This is a genomic window from Sinorhizobium mexicanum (genome assembly GCF_013488225.1).
Lineage (GTDB): Bacteria > Pseudomonadota > Alphaproteobacteria > Rhizobiales > Rhizobiaceae > Sinorhizobium > Sinorhizobium mexicanum.
The window spans coordinates 1,129,496-1,147,733 of sequence record NZ_CP041238.1 but is presented as its reverse complement, the minus strand read 5'-3'; the positions used below and the strand labels follow the sequence as shown (position 1 = coordinate 1,147,733).

Genomic DNA, 18,238 nt, shown 5'->3' with positions numbered 1-18,238 from the left:
TGTCTCCCATCAAATCCGGAGACACGCCTTGTCTGCTTTCAAGAACCTCCCCACCGCCCCTGTCGCTGCGAAGAAGCCGGTCACCGATACACGCCACGCTATCAGCCGGACCGACGACTATGCCTGGCTCCGGGCGGACAATTGGCAGGCGATGTTCAAGGATCCTTCCATTCTGGATCCGGAAATCCGCGAGCATCTCGAAGCGGAAAACGCGTATATGAACGCGGCGATGGCGGACACGAAAGAATTGCAGAAGAGCCTCTTTGCCGAGATGCGCGGCCGCATCAAGGAGGACGATTCTTCCGTTCCGATGAAGGATGGGGCCTTCGCTTATGGGACCTCTTACGTGACCGGCGGCGAACAGCCCCGCTACTTCCGAATCCCGCGCGACGGCAACCACAAGGACGAGGCGATCCGCCACGTGCTGCTCGACGGCGACAAGGAAGCCGAAGGCAAGGCCTATTTCCGCCTCGCCGGCATCGACCATTGCAGCGACCATTCCCGAGGCATCTGGGGCTACGACGACAAGGGGTCGGAATATTTCACCCTGAAAGTGCGCGACCTTTCGACCGGCGAGGACTTGGCCGATGTGATCGAGAATACGGGCGGCGGCGGCGCATGGGCGCCGGACGGCAGGAGTTTCTTCTACACCGTGCTCGACGAGAACCATCGACCGTCGAAGATCTTCCATCACGTCATCGGCACGCCCCAGAAAGACGACCGGCTCGTCTACGAGGAAAGCGACCCGGGCTTCTTCATGTCGGTCGGCGGGTCGCTGCTCGACGACTTCATCTACATCGATATCCATGACCACGAAACCAGCGAATACCGACTGCTTTCGACCAGGAACCTGACCGCCGAGCCGCAGCTCGTGGCGGAACGCGTAACTGGTCTCGAATACTCGATGACGGAAGGCGGCGATGTTTTCTTCATCCTCACCAATGCCGACGGTGCCAAGGATTTCAAGATCATGGAAGCGCCCGTGGAAGCGCCGCAAAAGGAAAACTGGCGCGAGGTCGTGCGGCACAAGCCAGGTACGCTGATCCTTAGCCACATGGCCTATGCCCGCCATCTGATCTGGCTGCAGCGTCGCGACGGATTGCCGGAAATCGTCATCCGTGACCGCCAGACCGGCGAGGAGCACGCCATCGCCTTCGCCGAGGAAGCGTACTCTCTGGGGCTCTCGGGCGCTGCCGAATACGACACTGACGTCATCCGCTTCTCCTACTCGTCGATGACGACACCGTCGCAACTTTTCGACTATGACATGACAACGCGCCAGCGCACGCTCCTGAAAACCCAGGAGGTGCCCTCCGGCCACAGTGCGGACGACTATGTCACCCGCCGTGTCTTTGCGCCGTCATGGGATGGCGTCGAGGTGCCTGTCACCCTGCTCTACCGCAAGGATACGCCGCTCGACGGCACCGCCCCTTGCCTGCTCTATGGTTATGGCGCCTACGGCATCACCATTCCGGCCGGTTTCAACACCAATTGCCTCTCGCTCGTCGACCGCGGCTTCGTCTATGCCATCGCCCATATCCGCGGCGGCAAGGACAAGGGCTTCCAATGGTACGAAGACGGCAAGATGGCGAAGAAGACCAACACCTTCAAAGACTTCATCGCTGCCGCTGATTATTTGAATCAGGAGAAGTTCACCTCCTACGCGAACATCATCGCCGAAGGCGGCTCGGCCGGCGGCATGTTGATGGGGGCGGTCGCCAATATGGCGCCGCAGAAGTTCAAGGGCATCATTGCCGCCGTTCCCTTCGTCGATGTGTTGAACACCATGCTCGACGACACCTTGCCGCTGACGCCGCCGGAATGGCCGGAATGGGGCAATCCGATCGAGAGCGCCGAATTCTACAACATCATCGCCGGCTACTCGCCCTACGACAAAGTGGAGGCGAAGCCCTATCCGGCAATCCTCGCGCTCGGCGGCCTGACCGATCCGCGCGTGACCTATTGGGAGCCGGCGAAGTGGGTGGCGAAGCTCAGGGAGAAGACCACCGGCAGCGCTCCGATCCTGATGAAGACCAACATGGATGCCGGCCACGGCGGGGCGTCCGGACGTTTCCAGCGTCTGGAGGAAATCGCCTTCGAATACGCCTTCGCCATCAAGGTCGCGGGCAAGATGTAGAGGGGGATGCGATTTTGGGTCGAGCGACCCAAGATCATCATGATCCAACGGAGGAAAGCATGCCGGTCTATATCGCACTGCTGCGGGCGATCAATGTCGGAGGGACCGGCATGCTTCCGATGGCGGAGCTGAAGGCCACTTGCGAGGGCCTCGGCTTCACCGACGTGAAGACCTATATCCAGAGCGGCAATGTGCTCTTTCGGTCAGAGCTTTCCGAAGCCGAGGTGCAGAAGAGGCTCGAGGACGCACTGGCGGAACGGATGGGCAAGGCGCCCGGCGTCATTTTGCGCAGCCGCCGCGAACTCAAAAAGGTCATCGACAAGGCGCCGTTTGCGAACGCCAAGCCGAAATTTCTGCTGGTGACCTTCTTGCCGGAGCCACCGCCCGCCGATGCGCTTGACAAGCTCGTCGCGCCGGACGGCGAAGAGGTGCAGATCAGCGGCAGGGAGATCTATATCCATTTTCCCAACGGCTCGGGAAAGTCGAAGCTCAAATTGCCCGCTCTCAAGCCGGGCACTTCCCGCAATCTCAACACCGTCCGGAAGCTCGTCGAACTAGCCGCGGAGCTTGAGGAAAGCGGTGCCTGAATGCCGTCACGCCTGCGCCATTGGCTGAAACAGCAGCCGCACGAAGGTGCGGAAGACCAGCAATTGGTCGGGCAGGCTCTTCGGTTCCTTCAACGCCTTTGACAGCACGATGCCGCCCTCGAGCACGGTCGAGACCATGTCGGCCAACTGATCGGCATCGAGCGCTTCGCGCGGGCGGTAGTGGCACATGATATCGCGAAACATGCCGCCGAAGCGCTGGCGCCACATCAGCGCCGCCTGCCGGTTGATCTCCTGGATCTCGCGGTCGAAAGCACGTTCCTGCGTGCACATGGTAGCGACAAGGCAACCGGGATGGCCGTTCGGCAGGTCCGAGAGCAATTCCGACAGCAGCTTCAGGCCGAGCAAAAAGGCCTGCAGGGGATCATCCGAGAGCTCGTGTGCCCGGCTGAAGATCTCGTCATAGATCCGTTCGTCGTTTTCGATGTAGCGTTCCAGGAGTGCCTTGGCGAGTTCATTCTTGTCGCGGAAGTGATAGAAGAAACCGCTCTTGGTGATGCCGGTTTCGGCGATCAGCTCGTCGATCGACGTTGCCCCGAAGCCCTTCGCCAGCACGGCGGCTTCGGCAACATCGAGGATCCTCGTTCGCGTTTCCTCACCCTTTCGCATGGTCCGCTCCTGTACCGCCGGTACGGTTTTCCGCTCCGAAAACGCCAGTCGCGTTCTCTGCCGCAACCGAAACTCGACGGCCAAGTGTTTGTTTTCACATCAATATCAGGATATTCCGCACGTAGTATACCGCAACTCCTCTAGTTTAGCAGATGATAAAAAGGCAGAAATTCATCCGATCCCTGGCGCGGAGGACCCGTGAAGATCAGGAGGAAAGAGGATGGAGCAAGAGATGGCCAAGTACAGAGAAAACTTGCCGCTGCTTAATGGAGGCACATTCCTCAGCGATGGTGGCATGGAGACGACGCTGATTTTTCATGACGGCTTCGAACTTCCGCATTTCGCTTCCTTCGTGCTTTTGTCGTCGGCCGAGGGCCGCCGGAAGCTTCGGCAATATTACACCCACTATCTCGACGTCGCCCGACGTCATGACACCGGCTTCGTGCTCGACACCGCCACGTGGCGCGCCAATGCCGATTGGGGCGACAAGCTTGGCTACGATGCGGAAGCGCTGGCAACAGCCAACCGCGACGCCGTCGCTCTGCTGACCGGGTTGCGCACCGAATACGAGCGGCCGCAAGCGCCTATTGTCCTCAATGGCGCGATCGGCCCGCGCGGCGACGGTTACAAAGCCGGCAGGATGAATGCCGCCGAGGCGGAAGAATACCATGCGGCCCAGGTTGCCACCTTCGCCGCAAGCGAAGCCGACATGGTATCAGGTGTTACGTTGAACAATGTCGCCGAGGGTATCGGCATTGCTCGTGCCGCCAGAAGGCACGGCATGCCCTGCGCAATCTCCTTCACGGTCGAGACCGATGGACGGCTGGTGACCGGCCAGTCACTGCAGGATGCGATCGAGACGGTGGACGCAGAGACGGATAGCTATCCGCATTACTACATGATCAACTGCGCGCATCCGAGCCATTTCGACGGCGCACTCGACCAGGCCCAGTCCTGGATCAAGCGGATCGGCGGCATTCGCGCCAATGCCTCGATGATGAGCCACGCTGAACTCGACGAAAGCGAGACGCTCGATGCGGGCGATCCGGCAGATCTCGCGCGGCGCTATCGGTCGCTGACCGGCCGCATGCCGCAACTGCGGGTGCTCGGCGGCTGCTGCGGCACCGATCACCGGCACATCGCGGCGATCTGCGAAGCGTGCCTCCCTCGCGCAGCGCTAAGCGCCTGACGCGGACATAGAGCCGTCACCTCTCAGGCGATACACCGGAGAGGTGACGGATAAAGTCTCGGCCTCGCGGAACAATCGGCGCTCGTGTAGACTTGTCCTGAGAGCGTGCTCGTCGGCACCGCCCGCGGCACACGCAACGGGACCAGGAATGATGAACTACGTACCCCCGCAATCTGCCTCCGAGACGGCACCTTTTCCCTTCGACAACAGCTATGCGCGGTTGCCCGCGAACTTCTATGCTCGTGTCGAGCCGACATCGGTTGCGGAGCCCTGGCTGATCAAGTTCAACCGAAAGCTCGCCGAAGAGCTTGGTCTCGACACGGAAGCGCTCGAACGCGACGGCGCGGCGATCTTTTCGGGCAACAAGGTGCCGCCAGGCGCGGAGCCGCTTGCCATGGCCTATGCGGGACACCAGTTCGGCACCTTCGTCCCGCAGCTCGGCGACGGGCGCGCCATCCTGCTTGGCGAAGTGATCGATCGAAACGGAAACAGACGAGACATCCAGCTCAAGGGATCCGGCCAGACGCCCTATTCCCGCCGCGGCGACGGACGGGCGGCGCTCGGTCCGGTTCTGCGGGAATACATCGTCAGCGAAGCGATGCATGCGCTGGGCGTGCCGACGACCCGCGCGCTCGCCGCTACCGTCACCGGCCAGCCGGTCTATCGGGAGCAAATCCTGCCCGGTGCGGTCTTCACCCGCGTGGCCGCAAGCCATATCCGGGTCGGTACCTTTCAATTCTTTGCCGCCCGAGGGGACATGGAGTCGGTCAAGGCCCTCGCCGATTACGTGATCGAACGCCATTACCCGGAGTCGAAGGATAGCGGGCAACCCTATTTTTCGCTGTTCAAGGCGGTCGCCGCGCGGCAGGCCGGATTGATCGCCCGTTGGCTCCATATCGGCTTTATCCACGGGGTGATGAATACCGACAACATGGCAGTCTCCGGCGAGACGATCGATTTCGGCCCCTGCGCCTTCATGGACGCCTACGATCCGAAGAAGGTGTTCAGCTCGATCGACCAGTTCGGTCGCTATGCCTATGCCAACCAGCCCGCCATCGGCCAGTGGAATCTTGCGCGTCTGGCTGAAACGCTGGTACCGCTGTTCGATCCGGTTGCCGATACCGCGGTCAACCTCGCCAACGACGCACTGACCGAATACGGGTCGATCTTCCAGAAGCACTGGCTCGACGGGATGCGGCGCAAGATCGGGCTATCGACCGAAGAGGATGGGGATCTCGATCTTGTCCAATCGCTCCTCACCCTGATGCATGAGGGCAATGCAGACTTCACCCTCGTCTTTCGGCGCCTCACCGCATCGGCTGAAGACAAGGGCGCCGACCCGGCTCTCGCCGAGCTTTTCGAAAAACCTGATGCGGTTTCACGCTGGCTTCGCGACTGGCGCGGGCGCCTCACCCGCGAAGCGCTCGACGCCGGCGCGCGCGCCGTGTCGATGCGAAAGGCAAATCCGGCATTCATTCCGCGCAACCACCGCGTGGAACAGGCGATCGAGGCAGCGACTCGCGATGCGGATTTCTCGCTGTTCGAAGCGCTGCTCGAGGTGACGTCCAGGCCCTATGAAGACCAACCCGAGCACGCGGCCTACGCGGCGCCGCCTGAGCCTGGCCAAGAAGTGCTGCAGACCTTTTGCGGCACCTGAGCGGCAGCCCCACAACCACAGTCGGTCGCGAACATTCGCGACCTCCGCATTGTTGCAACTCCACAGAGTGCGACCATTGAAAGGCACGCCTCATGCGTTAGCTTCTCAGATGGCGTCGTCCAATAACGGTTGACTGCGACCAAGACGACCCGCGACGGGCATTCTGAAATTCGGGGTTTAAACATATGCTCATCGTGCTGACGGCCATTCTCTTCGCCCTGATCGGTCTCGCGCTTGGAGCGGGAGGGATCAAACTCCTGATGCTGGGCGGCAGTCCCTATTACCTGATCGCGGCGCTCGGTTTTCTGCTGACGGCGCTGCTGCTTTTCCGCAGGCGCGCCGCAGCGCTTTGGGTCTATGCGCTCGTCGTCGTGGGCTCGCTCGCCTGGGCCGTCTGGGAGGTCGGCTTCGACTGGTGGCAACTCGGGCCCCGTGGCGGCATCATCATCCTGCTCGGGCTCTGGCTGCTTACTCCCTGGATCCGGCGCCCGCTCGGCTTTGTCAGCCCTTCCGGCGAGCACTACAGCGCCGCGGCATGGCCGCTCGCCATCGCCAGCCTTGTTTCGATCGGCGTCGCCATATTCGCGATGACGCAGGATCCGCACGATATCCGCGGTGACCTGCCGAGCGGTGCGATCGCCAAAGCCAATCTCGGCGGCAATGTGCCGCCCGGCGAGTGGCACCAGTACGGCCGGACACTCTTCGGGCAACGCTATTCGCCGCTCGACCAGATCAATGCGGAAAACGTCGCAAATCTCAGGGTCGCCTGGCAATACCAGACGGGCGACGTGAAGCGACCTGACGATATCGGCGAAACCACCTACCAGGTGACGCCGCTCAAGGTGAAGGACACGCTGTACCTCTGCACGCCGCACAATTGGGCGATCGCGCTCGACGCCAGGACCGGCGAGGAGAAGTGGAAGTACGACTCCAATTCCGGCATGAACCCCGACCGCCAGCACCAGACCTGCCGCGGTGTCACCTATTGGGCCGATCCGGCAGCGACCCCCGGCACCGCTTGCGCCGAACGCGTTTATCTGCCGACGTCCGACGCGCGCCTGATCGCGCTTGACGCGGCAAACGGCGAGGTCTGCACGGGCTTTGCCGACAATGGCGTCCTGCATCTGGAACAGGGGATGAAGTACAATCCGGCTGGCTACTACTACTCGACGTCGCCGCCGGTCGCAGTCGCGGGCAAGATCATCGTCGGCGGTGCCGTCAACGACAACTACTCTACCCAGGAACAATCCGGCGTCATCCGCGCCTTCGACATCAACAGCGGCGTGCTGCTCTGGAACTGGGACAGCGGCAACCCCGACCAGACGGCTCCCCTGCCGGCCGGTCAGTTCTACACGACCAATTCGCCGAACAGCTGGGCGGTGTCCTCGGTCGACGAAAGCTTGGGCCTGATCTATGTGCCGCTCGGCAACCAGGTGCCGGACCAGCTCGGCATGGGGCGCAGCGAGCACGTGGAGAAATATTCCTCCTCGATCGTCGCGCTTGACATCAACACCGGCGCAGTACGCTGGGTGCGCCAGACCGTGCACCACGACCTCTGGGACATGGACGTGCCTGCGCAACCATCGCTCATCGACATCACCAAGGAAGATGGAATCGTCGTGCCGGCGCTCGTCGGGCCGACCAAGCAGGGCGACCTCTATGTACTCGACCGGCGGAGTGGCGAGCCGATCATTCCGGTTGAGGAAGCCGCCGCACCCGGGGGCGCTATCTCCGAGGACTTTACTTCGCCAACCCAGCCCGTCTCCGGCCTCACGTTCATGCCGCCACCACTCCAAGAGCGGGACATGTGGGGTGTCTCGATGTTCGACCAGCTCGCGTGCCGCATCGCCTTCAGGTCGCTGAAATACGAGGGCCGCTATACGCCGCCCTCGCTCGAAGGAACACTGGTCTATCCCGGCAATTTCGGCACCTTCAACTGGGGCTCGGTGGCGGTCGACCCCGAACGGCAGGTGATGTTCGGCATGCCGACCTACCTCGCCTTCACATCCCGGCTCGTTCCGCGCGACCAGATTCCACCAAAGCAGGCGGGCGAAACAGGCAGCGAGCAGGGCCTCAACCGCAATGAAGGCGCGCCCTACGGCGTCGTCATGGGTCCTTTCCTCGGCCCGCTGCAGATCCCCTGCCAGGCGCCTCCCTGGGGCTATGTCGCGGGCGCAGATCTCAGGACGGGCAAGATCGCCTACAAGCACAAGAACGGCACGGTCTACGACATGACGCCGCTGCCTCTGCCACTCAAAGTGGGTGTGCCGGGCATCGGCGGACCGATGATCACCAAGGGTGACATCGCCTTCCTGGGCGCCGCCGTCGACAACTATCTGAGGGCCTACGACCTCACGACCGGCAGACAGCTTTGGGAGGCGCGGCTTCCGGCAGGCGGGCAGTCGACGCCGATGACCTACGCCGTCGCCGACAAACAATATGTGCTGATGGTCGCCGGCGGCCACGGTTCGGTCGGCACGAAGCCGGGCGACTACGTCATCGCTTACACCCTGCCCTGAATTCGCCAAAGAGTTGCGTCGGAAAAGGTTCGCGCAAGCCGTGATAGTCAAGCTGCGCCGGACTTCACATCCGGAGAATTTTCCATGAAAATCGACAGCGGCCTTTCCAGCTACTACCTTTCGCAGCGCCGCTCCGCCGCAAGCAACCTTCCCCCGCTTGAAGAAACCGGCGGCGCCCAGGCGCAGCGTCGCGCTCCGCCCACCATTGCTCCCGCCTCACCCTCCGCCTCGCTTTCAGGCGCGCTTTGGGTGTCTCTCGCCAAGGACGAAACGGCGGCCGCCTCGATCACCGGTGATCTGATCTCGTTCGGCTCGACCGTTGCCGACGAGTTCCTTGAGTGGTCGAAGATGTCGTTCGCCGAAAAAATCCGGGCGCAGTATCTCGAAGCACATGGGCTGACGGAGGAAAGCCTGGAAGCTATGCCGTCAGAGGAACGCGCAGCGATCGAGGAAGAAATCCGCAAGGCCGTCGCCGAAAGCCTCGGCATCGAAAAGCAGGGCAGCGAGACGGCATCTGACATCGCGGAAAGCGCTGTCGACGCCTGATGCCGTCGGCTGATCAAGCCATCCCGGCAACAATCTTTCCGACCTCGGCGAAGACGGGATTCAGTTCCTTCACCGGCGTCTTGGCCTCGGCGATGTAGACCGTGATCAGTATCGGCCCGCGATCCTTCGGCCAAACGACGGCAATATCCGACGCCGCGCCGGTCTCGCTCGTCCCGGTCTTGTCGCCGATGCGCCAATCCTTCGGCATGCCGGCCCGAAGGCGCGCATCGCCGGTCTTGTTGGCGACCATCCAGTCGATGAAGCGTACACGGGAACTCTCGGACAGAACCGGTCCGAGCGTCAGGTTGCCGAGGGTTTCCAGCATGGCAGCCGGCGTTGTCGTGTCACGCGGATCCCCTGGCTTTGCCTCGTTGAGTTCGGGCTCGGTGCGATCAAGCCGCGTTGTCTGATCGTCGATCGACCGCAGCCAGGTCGTCAATCCTTCCGGTCCTCCGAAACTCTTAAGCAGCAGGTTGCCCGCAGCGTTGTCGCTGAGCGTCACCGCCGCCTCACAGAGCTCGGCGACCGTCATGCCATCGCCGCCCGCATGTTTCTCCGTCACCGGCGAATAGGGAACCAGCGCGTCCTTGCCGAACTCGACGCGCCGGTCGAGCTTTTCCTCACCCCGATCCACACGGGCGAGCACGCAGGCCGCGGCCAGTGCCTTGAACGTCGAGCACATGGCAAAGCGCTCGCTTTCGCGCTGGCCGAAAGAGATGTTCGTTTCGGTATCGAGCACTGCGACGCCGAGGCGACCGCCCGTCCGTTCTTCGATTTCGGCGAGTTGCTTCGAGACATCGTCATTCGCCTCTGCAACGGCGCGCGCCGTGCCGGGGAGAACGAGTGCCGGGTAGAGCATCGCGGAACCGATGAGCATCGTGCGGCGATTGATGAACAAGGGCACGTTCTTCCTCCATCCTTGGCGTGCGGCCTTCGCCACACACACCTCTAAATTATTGACAGTGAATATTTATTGCCTGATGAGGCGGTCGCGACGGGCGACCGTTGCGAAGCAAATCGCTAAGCGGCAAATATGGCGAGGACGAGTCCTCCGCGGCCTCCACGCACTATTGATGGAAGAATGCCTCGACCCTATGTAAAATACTCTAGCGACTATAGATATGAGGCGAAACCATGTATTCGATCGGTGACCTTTCGCGCCGCACCGGCGTCAAGATACCGACTATTCGCTACTACGAGCAGATGGGATTGATCGAGGCTCCGGAACGCTCGGAAGGCAATCAACGGCGTTATGAAAAACGCGAGCTCGAACGATTGGCGTTCATACGCCACGCACGCGATCTGGGACTCTCGATCGAGGCGATCCGCGACCTTGTGGCGCTCAGCGAGCATCCGGAGCACCCTTGCGGCGAGGCGGACCGCATCGCCACCGAACACCTCGCCGCGGTGCGGGAAAAAATCGCCAGGCTGCGAAAGCTGGAAAGCGAACTGGAACGCATCGTCGCCTGTGATGGCGACCATAAGATCGGCGACTGCTACGTCATCCGGGCGCTCGCCGACCACTCGATGTGCGAGAGCGAGCACTGAGGCCCGCCGCCGCGCGAGAATCCCCGTTGACAAAATCGCGGAAATGACGAATCTACGCGCATGATCAAGAACGCACCCATTTCCCGCGTGTATTTTTGGCTGTTCCGATAGGAGCGGCCTGCTGATCATATTCAACAAGGCCGCCATCAGGCGGCTTTTGTTTTTCACGGCACCTGATGGCGGCAGAACCATAGGAGCCGAGAATGTTGCAGACCGCCACCCCTTCCCTTCATCCGATGCCATCGGTACGTCCACCGCTGGTGACGATCCGTTGCGCCAAACCGCGCGATCTTCCCGCGTTGCACGAGATGATCGTCGAGCTCGCGGCGCTTCACGACGACGACGCACCGCTTGCGCCGGAACGGCTTGAGCGCGACCTCTTCAGCCGCACGCCCTGGATCACAGCGCTCGTCGCCGAAGCCGGCAACCAGTTGATCGGATACGCCATCCTTGTGCCGACCTACCGAGCGGCAGAAGGCATGCGCGGCATGGAACTGCATCACCTCTTCGTGCGTCCCGGCCACCGCGGCACCGGTATCGGCCGACACCTCGTTGCCAAGGCGCGCGAACAGGCGCGCATCGCCGGCTGCGACTATCTTTCCGTCAGCGCCGCCACCGGCAATTTCCAGGCGCATCGCTTCTACGAATCCGAGCGCTTCGTACCTCGACCTGTCACGGGCATGCGCTATATGCAGAAACTTGGCTGAACGGGAGGGCACATGCGCCTCGCAATCGTCCTGACGGAAGGTTTCGCCGACTGGGAATGCGCGCTGCTGATGGCCACGGCGCGCACCGAGCTCGGGCTCGACGTGCTGATCGCCACGCCCGGCGGCACCGTGGTGACGTCGATGGGCGGCCTTCACATCACCCCGCACCTGCCGACCAAAACGCTGGCACCGGCGGAGTTCGATGCGCTTGTGCTCTGCGGCGGCTCAACCTGGGAAACCGCGGCAGCGCCCAATCTCACCGCGATGATCCATGCCTTCCATGGGAAAGACCGCGTCGTCGCAGGGATTTGCGGGGCGACGCTTGCGCTCGCCGCCAGCGGTATTCTCAACGAAGCGGACCACACGGGCAACTCGGCCGAAAGTCTCTCGGCGGTCGCCGGCTATCGCGGTCACCAGCACTACTGCGACCAACCGCAGGCCCTTCGCAGCGGCCGGCTGGTGACTGCTGCGGGCACGGCCCCGGTCAGTTTTACGGCCGAGATTTTCCACGCGCTCGGCCTCGGTTCCGCAGCGCTTGACGATTATCTTTCGCTCTACGCGAAGGAACATGCGGTCGTTCCAGCTACACGGTAGCGCAGCCCGGCAGCGAACCCTTCAAAGCGGCGGAAGCGCCTTCAGATAGGCGGCGATCGCCTCGCGGTCGGGGGGTGAAAGCCTCGCCAGGTTCTTCTGTACCTCGACCATCGAGCCGCCCACTGAATCAAAATCCGGAGTAAAGCCGGTCTCCAGGTAGGAGGCAATGTCGGACGCGCTCCAACTGCCGACACTTTTCGAGCCCGGCGTGATGTTCGGGATGCGGCCTTCGCCCTCGGGGTTCGGCGCGCCGGCGAGCCACCTGCCAGTCTCGAACCCACCGAGCGCGTTGCGCGGCGTGTGGCACTCGCCGCAATGGCCGGGACCTTCGACCAGATACTGCCCGCGGGCGAGCTTCGCATCCGCCGTATTCACCTCGACGCGCGGCTCGTCGCTGAAGAACAAGAGCTTCCAGCCGCCGAGCGCCAAGCGGATATTATAGGGAAACGGCAAGTCATGCGGTGGCGTCACATTGGTGCTCTTCGGCAGCGTCTGCAGATATCCCCAGAGATCATTGATATCCTTGGCAGTCATGCGCACGTAGGAACCGTACGGGAAAGATGGATAGAGGTGCTCGCCATTTTGCCCGACACCGCGCGTCATGGCGTTGCCGAACTCGGCGAGCGTCCAGTCGCCGATGCCGGCACTTTCATCGGGCGAGATGTTGGGAACATGGAAGGTACCAAACGGGCTTTTCAGTGCCCGGCCACCTGAAAGCACGAGCCGCGCGTCATCCTGTGCCCCCGGCGCAGCATGGCAGCTGACGCAGCCGCCTGCCCAGAAAACCTGTTCGCCGTTGGCGAGGTCCGGTTCGCCGAGCCCCTCCCAATGGGCTTCATCCCACGGAGCAGGTTTCGTCAGCCACCAAAAAACGCCGGCTCCGGCAAGAGCCAGCACGACCAGACCAGACAGCAGTTTCGTTGTTCGCCGGCCCATCGGGCCTCCCTTCATGCTGGAAGACAAAGAAGGATGCGCCAAGCAGGGCCGGCGCATCGCAAACGGTCAGAATGAAGGAACGCCTCTCAGTCCTTTTTCAGGCGATAGGTTTCGTGACAGCTGGAGCAGTCCTTGCCGAGAATGCCGAGCGCAGCGCCAACGCCAGCCTTGTCGGCGGGAAGCTGGGCGAGGAAGGTGCTCGCGTCGGTGCCGAGCTTGGCAGCCTTGGCCTTGAAGTCGTCCATGTTTTGCCAGATCTTCGGGCTTGCTTCGGTTTCCGAGCCGGTTTCCGAGCCCGCCGGGAAATGTGTCGGGAAGATCTTCACCGTCTCGCTGATCGTCGTCAGCGATGCCTTGACGATTTCCGCATCGTAGGGTTTTTCGCCCTTGGCAATACCGCTCAACGCACCGGCGGCCTTACCGACTTTCTTCATCAATTGCTGGCGCACCGCCTGTGGCTCGTCCGCCGCCGCCACGACGGTGACACCCACGCCTGCGAGGGCGGCGGAAAGAATAATAGCTCGTATCTTCATCATGATCTCCCGGTCATTCGAACCCGCTCCTGCGGGTCCCTGTTGAAGACGGCGCATGATGGCATTTTGTTCTTTCGACGGAGGTAACATTTTTTTGATGTTCTTGTCCTTTTCAACATTATTGGTTTCGACCGCCGTACTACCGGCGTTTGTCGCGTCCTGGAAACAGCTCGGACAAGTCCGCCGTGCCTTAATACTTAGTGCATCGCGCGTGTTATCAGGCGCGCATAGGATGCTGTAGCACCTTGAATTGCTGCGTGTTTTGATTGTTATACCGGACACGATTTAACGAAACATGCAGTAGGAGCGACCGCAAACCGCTTCCTCACCGGACAGCCGCCCATCCATGCCATACGGTGAAGACGGCAACGGCAACCAGCACGAAACCGGCCGCCCTTCCGATTGCCACCGTTGCGCCCGGACTGCCGACAAGCAGATCACGGCCGCGGCCGGCGGCAAGCGCGAGCCCGCCATAGACCGAGAGCTGCGTCAGGGCGATCATCACCGCCATGACCGCGGCCTGGGACCAGATCGGACCGAATTGCGGCTTGAGGAACTGCGGATAGACGGCCAGCATGAAAAGATAAGCCTTGGGATTCATCAGGCTTGTCAGGGCGCCTTGGCGAAAGCTCGCCCAACGCGACAGTTGCACCGCCTTTTCGATCCCGCCGATGGTGATCGAACTGCGCAACAGCGAGAAGCCGATCCAGCCGATATAGAGGGCGCCGGCGACAAGCAGCACGTTGAAAAGCTGTGGCACGAGATGCAGGACGACGCTCACGCCGAGCGCGGCATAGAGTGTATGCAGCACGCCGCCAGCCATGATACCGGCTGTCGCCGACAATCCGGAGGCCCGCCCGCCGGTCAGTGAATTGGCCAGCACGAAGACCATGTCCATGCCGGGCACGATGATTATGCCGAAGAGAAGGGTGAAGAAAAGCCAGAGGTTTTCCGCGTAACTCATGTCAGTTGTCCGTGAGATTTCCGTGTGAATGCGCGACCGGATTGTCGATTTTTCAATCCGTTGACACATGTTATATCGCTGCCCAACTGACAGGGATTTGTCAGGAGCCTTTTGAGGCGATGGAGGTTTTTTCCGTGCGTAAGGCGTCCCGCCTGTTTGAAATCATCCAGATCCTGCGACTTGCCAGGAAGCCGGTAACGGCCGCGGAAATTGCCGAAACCCTGGAGGTGACGGCGCGCTCGATCTACCGCGATATCGCCGCCCTGCAGGCGATGCGGGTGCCGATCGAAGGCGAACGCGGCCTCGGCTATATCCTGAGGCCCGGTTTCGATCTGCCACCCCTGATGTTCACGATCGAAGAGACGGAGGCGATGGTGCTGGCGCTGGCACTGCTGGCACGCACGGGCGACGAGGAACTGAAGGCGGCCGCACGGCGCGTGAACCAGAAGATCACCGGCGCCGTCCCCGGGCCGCTGCGCCAGGCGTTCCAGTCCCAGGCACTACACGCCTGGGGCACTGTTGCAGCACCGCCGCCGGCCATCGATCTCGCCATGGTTCGCCGCGCAATCCGCGACGAGCAGAAGCTCGCGCTCGACTATCGCGACGAACTCGGGCGGGCAAGCGAGCGCACCGTGCGCCCGCTGGCGCTGATCTATTATTCGGAACACGCGATGATGGTCGCTTGGTGCGAACTGCGGCAGGACATCCGCAACTTCCGCGCCGACCGGGTGGAGCATTGCGAGCCAGTCAACGTCTTTTTCCGTGGCGAGGGCAACAATCTCAGGCAGTTGTGGATCAGCGGCTGGCAGATCAATGCCGCACGGCCGCTTGAGGCGGAGGATGGGTAGGCAGAGGCTCGGAACTCAAACGGCTTCGAGACAGAGAAACGCCCCTCATCTGGCTGCCGCCACTTTCTCCCCGCAAGCGGGGCGAAGGGCCAAGCGGCGAAGCTCTCCCCAAAGTCCCCTCGCCCCGCTCGCGGGGAGAGGGTTAGTCCTCGGGTTAAACCGGAGGAGAGGGCAATTCACCAGCCTCGACGAAAAGCACAGCCGCTGGCCATCCCCACCCCGCCATCGACCGCAACGAAAAGGCCCGGCGCAAGCGCCGGGCCGAATTGCCTGTCGCGGCAGCCGCTTACTTCGTCGCGGCTTCGTACATTTCGAGCACGTAATCCCAGTTGATGAGATTGTCGACGAAGGCCTCGAGGTACTTCGGGCGGGCGTTGCGGTAGTCGATGTAGTAGGAATGCTCCCAGACATCCACGCCCAGGATCGGCGACGCGCCGTGGACGAGCGGGTTTTCGCCGTTCGGGGTCTTCGAGATTTCAAGTTTGCCGTTCTTGACCGAGAGCCAGGCCCAGCCGGAGCCGAACTGGCCGGTGCCGGCGGCGATGAAATCGGCGCGGAACTTGTCGTAGCCGCCGAGGTCGGACTTGATCGCCGCGTCGAGCTTGCCCGGCAGGCTGGTGCCGCCGCCGCCCTTCTTCATCCACTTCCAGAAATGGATGTGGTTGTAGTGCTGGCCCGCATTGTTGAACAGCGGCTGGTTGGTCCCATAGGACTTCTTGACGACTTCCTCGAGCGAAAGACCGGAAAGACCGGCGTCCTCGGCGAGCTTGTTGCCGTTCGTCACATAAGCGAGGTGATGCTTGTCGTGATGATACTCGAGCGTTTCGCGCGACATATAGGGGGCGAGCGCATCGTAGTCATAGGGAAGGTTCGGCAATTCGAAAGCCATCGTGGCATCTCCTCTTGGTATGGATTTCGTCAAGGAAATCTGTGAGCGGGAACATAGGCACCGGCATAGACCGAGGCAACCGATGCGGTGCCAAAATTTCTCTGCCACACGCAAAATACTTTCGTTGCGTTTCTGACGAGCCGTTCTCCTTGGCAAATTCTCGTCACGATCGGCGTGCTACTACCCGCGCGTCTCCCACAAGCAATGAGGAATAAAACATGCCGACGCACCATACCTCGATCCTGAGCCTTTTCGCCGCAGCAAGCCTTGCTGCAGGTCCTGCACATGCTTCGTCGGGCGACGCATGGGAAGAATTTCGGGCAGACGTGTCGGCGAAATGCATTGTCGCCGCCGAATCACTTGAGGGCGTCAGCGCGATCGTTGATCCTTTCGGTACCGAAAGCTACGGAGTGGCACTCGTCTACGGCAAGCCGAAGGGCGGCGACGGCAACGTCACGCAGATTTGCGTCTATGACAAGCAGACCAAAGCCGTGGAGATCGGCGGCGAGATCGGCGCTCAGGTGATACCCGTGTCCAAGCCGTAATTGACAAGCCGATAACGTGATCCGCGCTTCCGCCTCTCAAAGACATCCGCGGCGGTGCGCGGGCCTCCTGTCACGATCTTGTGAGATTCGGGCACTTGTTTGCCGACCAACTAGTCGGTAGGTTCTTGCCATGGCAAGCGCGACATATGAAAAAATCCTGGACGCGGCGGAGGACCTCATGGTTTCGAGGGGCTACAACGCGTTCAGCTATGCGGACATTTCAGCGGAGGTCGGCGTCGGCAAGGCAACAATCCATCACCACTTTCCGACCAAGGCCGACCTTGCCGAGAAGGTTCTGGCTCGTTACCGCGCGAAGAATCGGCGTAGCGTCGAAGAGTTGCTTTCGTCAGTGTCCGATCCGGCCGAGCGGCTTGGCGCCTATATCGGCTACTGGGAAGACTGCATCCGCAGAAAGGAAAAGCCTTTCTGCATCGGTGCCCTGCTTGCCTCGGAAATTCCGTCGCTGCCGGAGGGCGTCGTGCGGCAGGTGCAGGGCCACTTTTCGGACCTTGCTTCCTGGCTTGCCGCCATCATCGACGATGGAACCCGGGCCGGCACACTGGAGGCGGAGAAGGGCGCTGCCGCCGAAGCGGAAATGCTCATGGCAACCGTTCACGGCGCCATGCTTGCCGCACGTGTTGCCGGATCGGACCCTGAAGTATTCTCCGCAATTGCCCGCCGCGCGGTCGAACAGATCCTGCAGCGGCCGATGAGATAAGCGCATCATTTTTGAGTCGGAATCAACCAACTAGTCGGTCTACAAGCAAAAGGAACAGGAAAATGGCCAACCCCCTTTCCACCCTCGGCATTGTCCATACGGCGATCAGTCTCGCGCCGGTCGTCGCAGGTCTCTACGGCTTTGCGCGCCACGGCGCGATCCTGCCGGAGACACGTTCGGGCAAGTTCTATCTCTCCTCATTGGTGCTCTCGGTGCTGACATCCTTCGGACTGTCGAGCACCGGCGGCTTCAACGAGGGGCATGCGCTCGGCATCGTGACGCTTGTTGCCGTGGCGGGGAGCCTTGCTGCGGCCCGCACAGACAGACTCGGCCGTTTGAAGCCCTATCTCTCCAGCTTCGGACTAAGCTTCAGCTTTTTCCTGCTGATCGTGCCGGCGGTTAACGAGTCGCTGACGCGACTGCCTGCTTCGCAACCACTCGCGAGCGGACCGGACTCGCCGATCGTCCAGACGACCCTGATGGTGTGGCTCGTGATTTTCCTCTCCGGCGTTTCGCTCCAAGCCTATTCGATCCGCAAGCGCGCAGTTGCGGTGAGAGTCGCCCGCACTCCCCTCTCCCGCTGACCGCGGGAGAGGGCGGCTCCGTGCGCCTCGAAGGCGGCATTTGTTTCCGTCTGTCCGGCAGCCGCATCGACATCCTGCATAAGGGTCCTATGTCTTCCAGCGTCCATGCA

The 18,238-nt window shown here is 61.7% G+C and carries 19 protein-coding genes; 13 read left to right on the top strand and 6 right to left on the bottom strand.

Annotated elements, in window-relative coordinates; all coding sequences use genetic code 11:
* Window positions 1-28: 28 nt before the first annotated feature.
* Together FKV68_RS05350 and FKV68_RS05345 are read left to right on the top strand one after the other, a co-directional pair.
* Window positions 29-2,137: a S9 family peptidase gene (locus FKV68_RS05350; RefSeq protein ID WP_180940493.1), complete on the top strand. Its 2,109-nt coding sequence runs from the start codon at window positions 29-31 to the stop codon at window positions 2,135-2,137.
* Window positions 2,138-2,196: 59 nt separating this feature from the next.
* Window positions 2,197-2,724 (top strand): DUF1697 domain-containing protein, encoded by a 528-nt coding sequence (locus FKV68_RS05345; protein ID WP_180940492.1) that lies wholly within the window; start codon window positions 2,197-2,199, stop codon window positions 2,722-2,724.
* 6 nt (window positions 2,725-2,730) lie between these two features.
* On the opposite strand, the gene FKV68_RS05340 is transcribed toward FKV68_RS05345, so the two are convergent.
* Window positions 2,731-3,351, bottom strand: a complete 621-nt coding sequence (locus FKV68_RS05340; protein WP_180940491.1) for a TetR/AcrR family transcriptional regulator — start codon at window positions 3,349-3,351, stop codon at window positions 2,731-2,733.
* A gap of 232 nt (window positions 3,352-3,583) precedes the next feature.
* On the opposite strand from FKV68_RS05340, the gene FKV68_RS05335 reads away from it, so the two are divergent.
* The 4 genes from FKV68_RS05335 to FKV68_RS05320 all read left to right on the top strand — a co-directional run bounded on the left by FKV68_RS05335 (window position 3,584) and on the right by FKV68_RS05320 (window position 9,262).
* A complete protein-coding gene (locus FKV68_RS05335) occupies window positions 3,584-4,540 on the top strand; it encodes a homocysteine S-methyltransferase family protein (RefSeq protein ID WP_180940490.1) in 957 nt (318 codons plus the stop codon).
* A gap of 151 nt (window positions 4,541-4,691) precedes the next feature.
* Window positions 4,692-6,197: a protein adenylyltransferase SelO gene (locus FKV68_RS05330; RefSeq protein WP_180940489.1), complete on the top strand. Its 1,506-nt coding sequence runs from the start codon at window positions 4,692-4,694 to the stop codon at window positions 6,195-6,197.
* A gap of 185 nt (window positions 6,198-6,382) precedes the next feature.
* Window positions 6,383-8,716, top strand: a complete 2,334-nt coding sequence (locus tag FKV68_RS05325) for a glucose/quinate/shikimate family membrane-bound PQQ-dependent dehydrogenase (protein ID WP_180940488.1) — start codon at window positions 6,383-6,385, stop codon at window positions 8,714-8,716.
* An 84-nt stretch (window positions 8,717-8,800) separates the two neighbouring features.
* Window positions 8,801-9,262, top strand: a complete 462-nt coding sequence (locus tag FKV68_RS05320) for a hypothetical protein (RefSeq protein WP_180940487.1) — start codon at window positions 8,801-8,803, stop codon at window positions 9,260-9,262.
* Window positions 9,263-9,275: 13 nt separating this feature from the next.
* Here FKV68_RS05320 and bla read toward each other — a convergent pair whose 3' ends face one another.
* Window positions 9,276-10,166 (bottom strand): class A beta-lactamase, encoded by an 891-nt coding sequence (gene bla / locus FKV68_RS05315; protein ID WP_180940486.1) that lies wholly within the window; start codon window positions 10,164-10,166, stop codon window positions 9,276-9,278.
* A gap of 230 nt (window positions 10,167-10,396) precedes the next feature.
* On the opposite strand from bla, the gene FKV68_RS05310 reads away from it, so the two are divergent.
* The 3 genes from FKV68_RS05310 to FKV68_RS05300 all read left to right on the top strand — a co-directional run bounded on the left by FKV68_RS05310 (window position 10,397) and on the right by FKV68_RS05300 (window position 12,111).
* Window positions 10,397-10,810 (top strand): MerR family transcriptional regulator, encoded by a 414-nt coding sequence (locus FKV68_RS05310; RefSeq protein ID WP_180940485.1) that lies wholly within the window; start codon window positions 10,397-10,399, stop codon window positions 10,808-10,810.
* Between the two features lie 203 nt (window positions 10,811-11,013).
* On the top strand, window positions 11,014-11,517 hold the full coding sequence (locus FKV68_RS05305) for a GNAT family N-acetyltransferase (RefSeq protein WP_180940484.1): 504 nt from the start codon (window positions 11,014-11,016) through the stop codon (window positions 11,515-11,517).
* A 12-nt stretch (window positions 11,518-11,529) separates the two neighbouring features.
* Entirely contained in the window at window positions 11,530-12,111 is a 582-nt protein-coding gene (locus tag FKV68_RS05300) for a DJ-1/PfpI family protein (RefSeq protein WP_180940483.1), read from the top strand.
* 21 nt (window positions 12,112-12,132) lie between these two features.
* On the opposite strand, the gene FKV68_RS05295 is transcribed toward FKV68_RS05300, so the two are convergent.
* From FKV68_RS05295 to FKV68_RS05285, 3 genes are all read right to left on the bottom strand, one after another.
* Entirely contained in the window at window positions 12,133-13,047 is a 915-nt protein-coding gene (locus FKV68_RS05295) for a c-type cytochrome (protein ID WP_180940482.1), read from the bottom strand.
* Between the two features lie 86 nt (window positions 13,048-13,133).
* Entirely contained in the window at window positions 13,134-13,580 is a 447-nt protein-coding gene (locus tag FKV68_RS05290; RefSeq protein ID WP_180940481.1) for a c-type cytochrome, read from the bottom strand.
* Between the two features lie 325 nt (window positions 13,581-13,905).
* Entirely contained in the window at window positions 13,906-14,544 is a 639-nt protein-coding gene (locus FKV68_RS05285; protein WP_180940480.1) for a LysE family translocator, read from the bottom strand.
* 134 nt (window positions 14,545-14,678) lie between these two features.
* On the opposite strand from FKV68_RS05285, the gene FKV68_RS05280 reads away from it, so the two are divergent.
* Entirely contained in the window at window positions 14,679-15,392 is a 714-nt protein-coding gene (locus tag FKV68_RS05280) for a helix-turn-helix transcriptional regulator (RefSeq protein WP_180940479.1), read from the top strand.
* Between the two features lie 286 nt (window positions 15,393-15,678).
* Here the strand turns inward: FKV68_RS05280 and FKV68_RS05275 are convergent, their stop codons facing one another.
* On the bottom strand, window positions 15,679-16,281 hold the full coding sequence (locus FKV68_RS05275; protein ID WP_180940478.1) for a superoxide dismutase: 603 nt from the start codon (window positions 16,279-16,281) through the stop codon (window positions 15,679-15,681).
* A 218-nt stretch (window positions 16,282-16,499) separates the two neighbouring features.
* On the opposite strand from FKV68_RS05275, the gene FKV68_RS05270 reads away from it, so the two are divergent.
* From FKV68_RS05270 to FKV68_RS05260, 3 genes are all read left to right on the top strand, one after another.
* Entirely contained in the window at window positions 16,500-16,826 is a 327-nt protein-coding gene (locus FKV68_RS05270; protein WP_180940477.1) for a hypothetical protein, read from the top strand.
* 130 nt (window positions 16,827-16,956) lie between these two features.
* Entirely contained in the window at window positions 16,957-17,544 is a 588-nt protein-coding gene (locus FKV68_RS05265) for a TetR/AcrR family transcriptional regulator (protein WP_180940476.1), read from the top strand.
* Window positions 17,545-17,606: 62 nt separating this feature from the next.
* Window positions 17,607-18,128, top strand: coding sequence for a hypothetical protein (locus tag FKV68_RS05260; RefSeq protein WP_180940475.1), 522 nt, complete (start codon window positions 17,607-17,609; stop codon window positions 18,126-18,128).
* The last annotated feature ends 110 nt before the right edge of the window (window positions 18,129-18,238 follow it).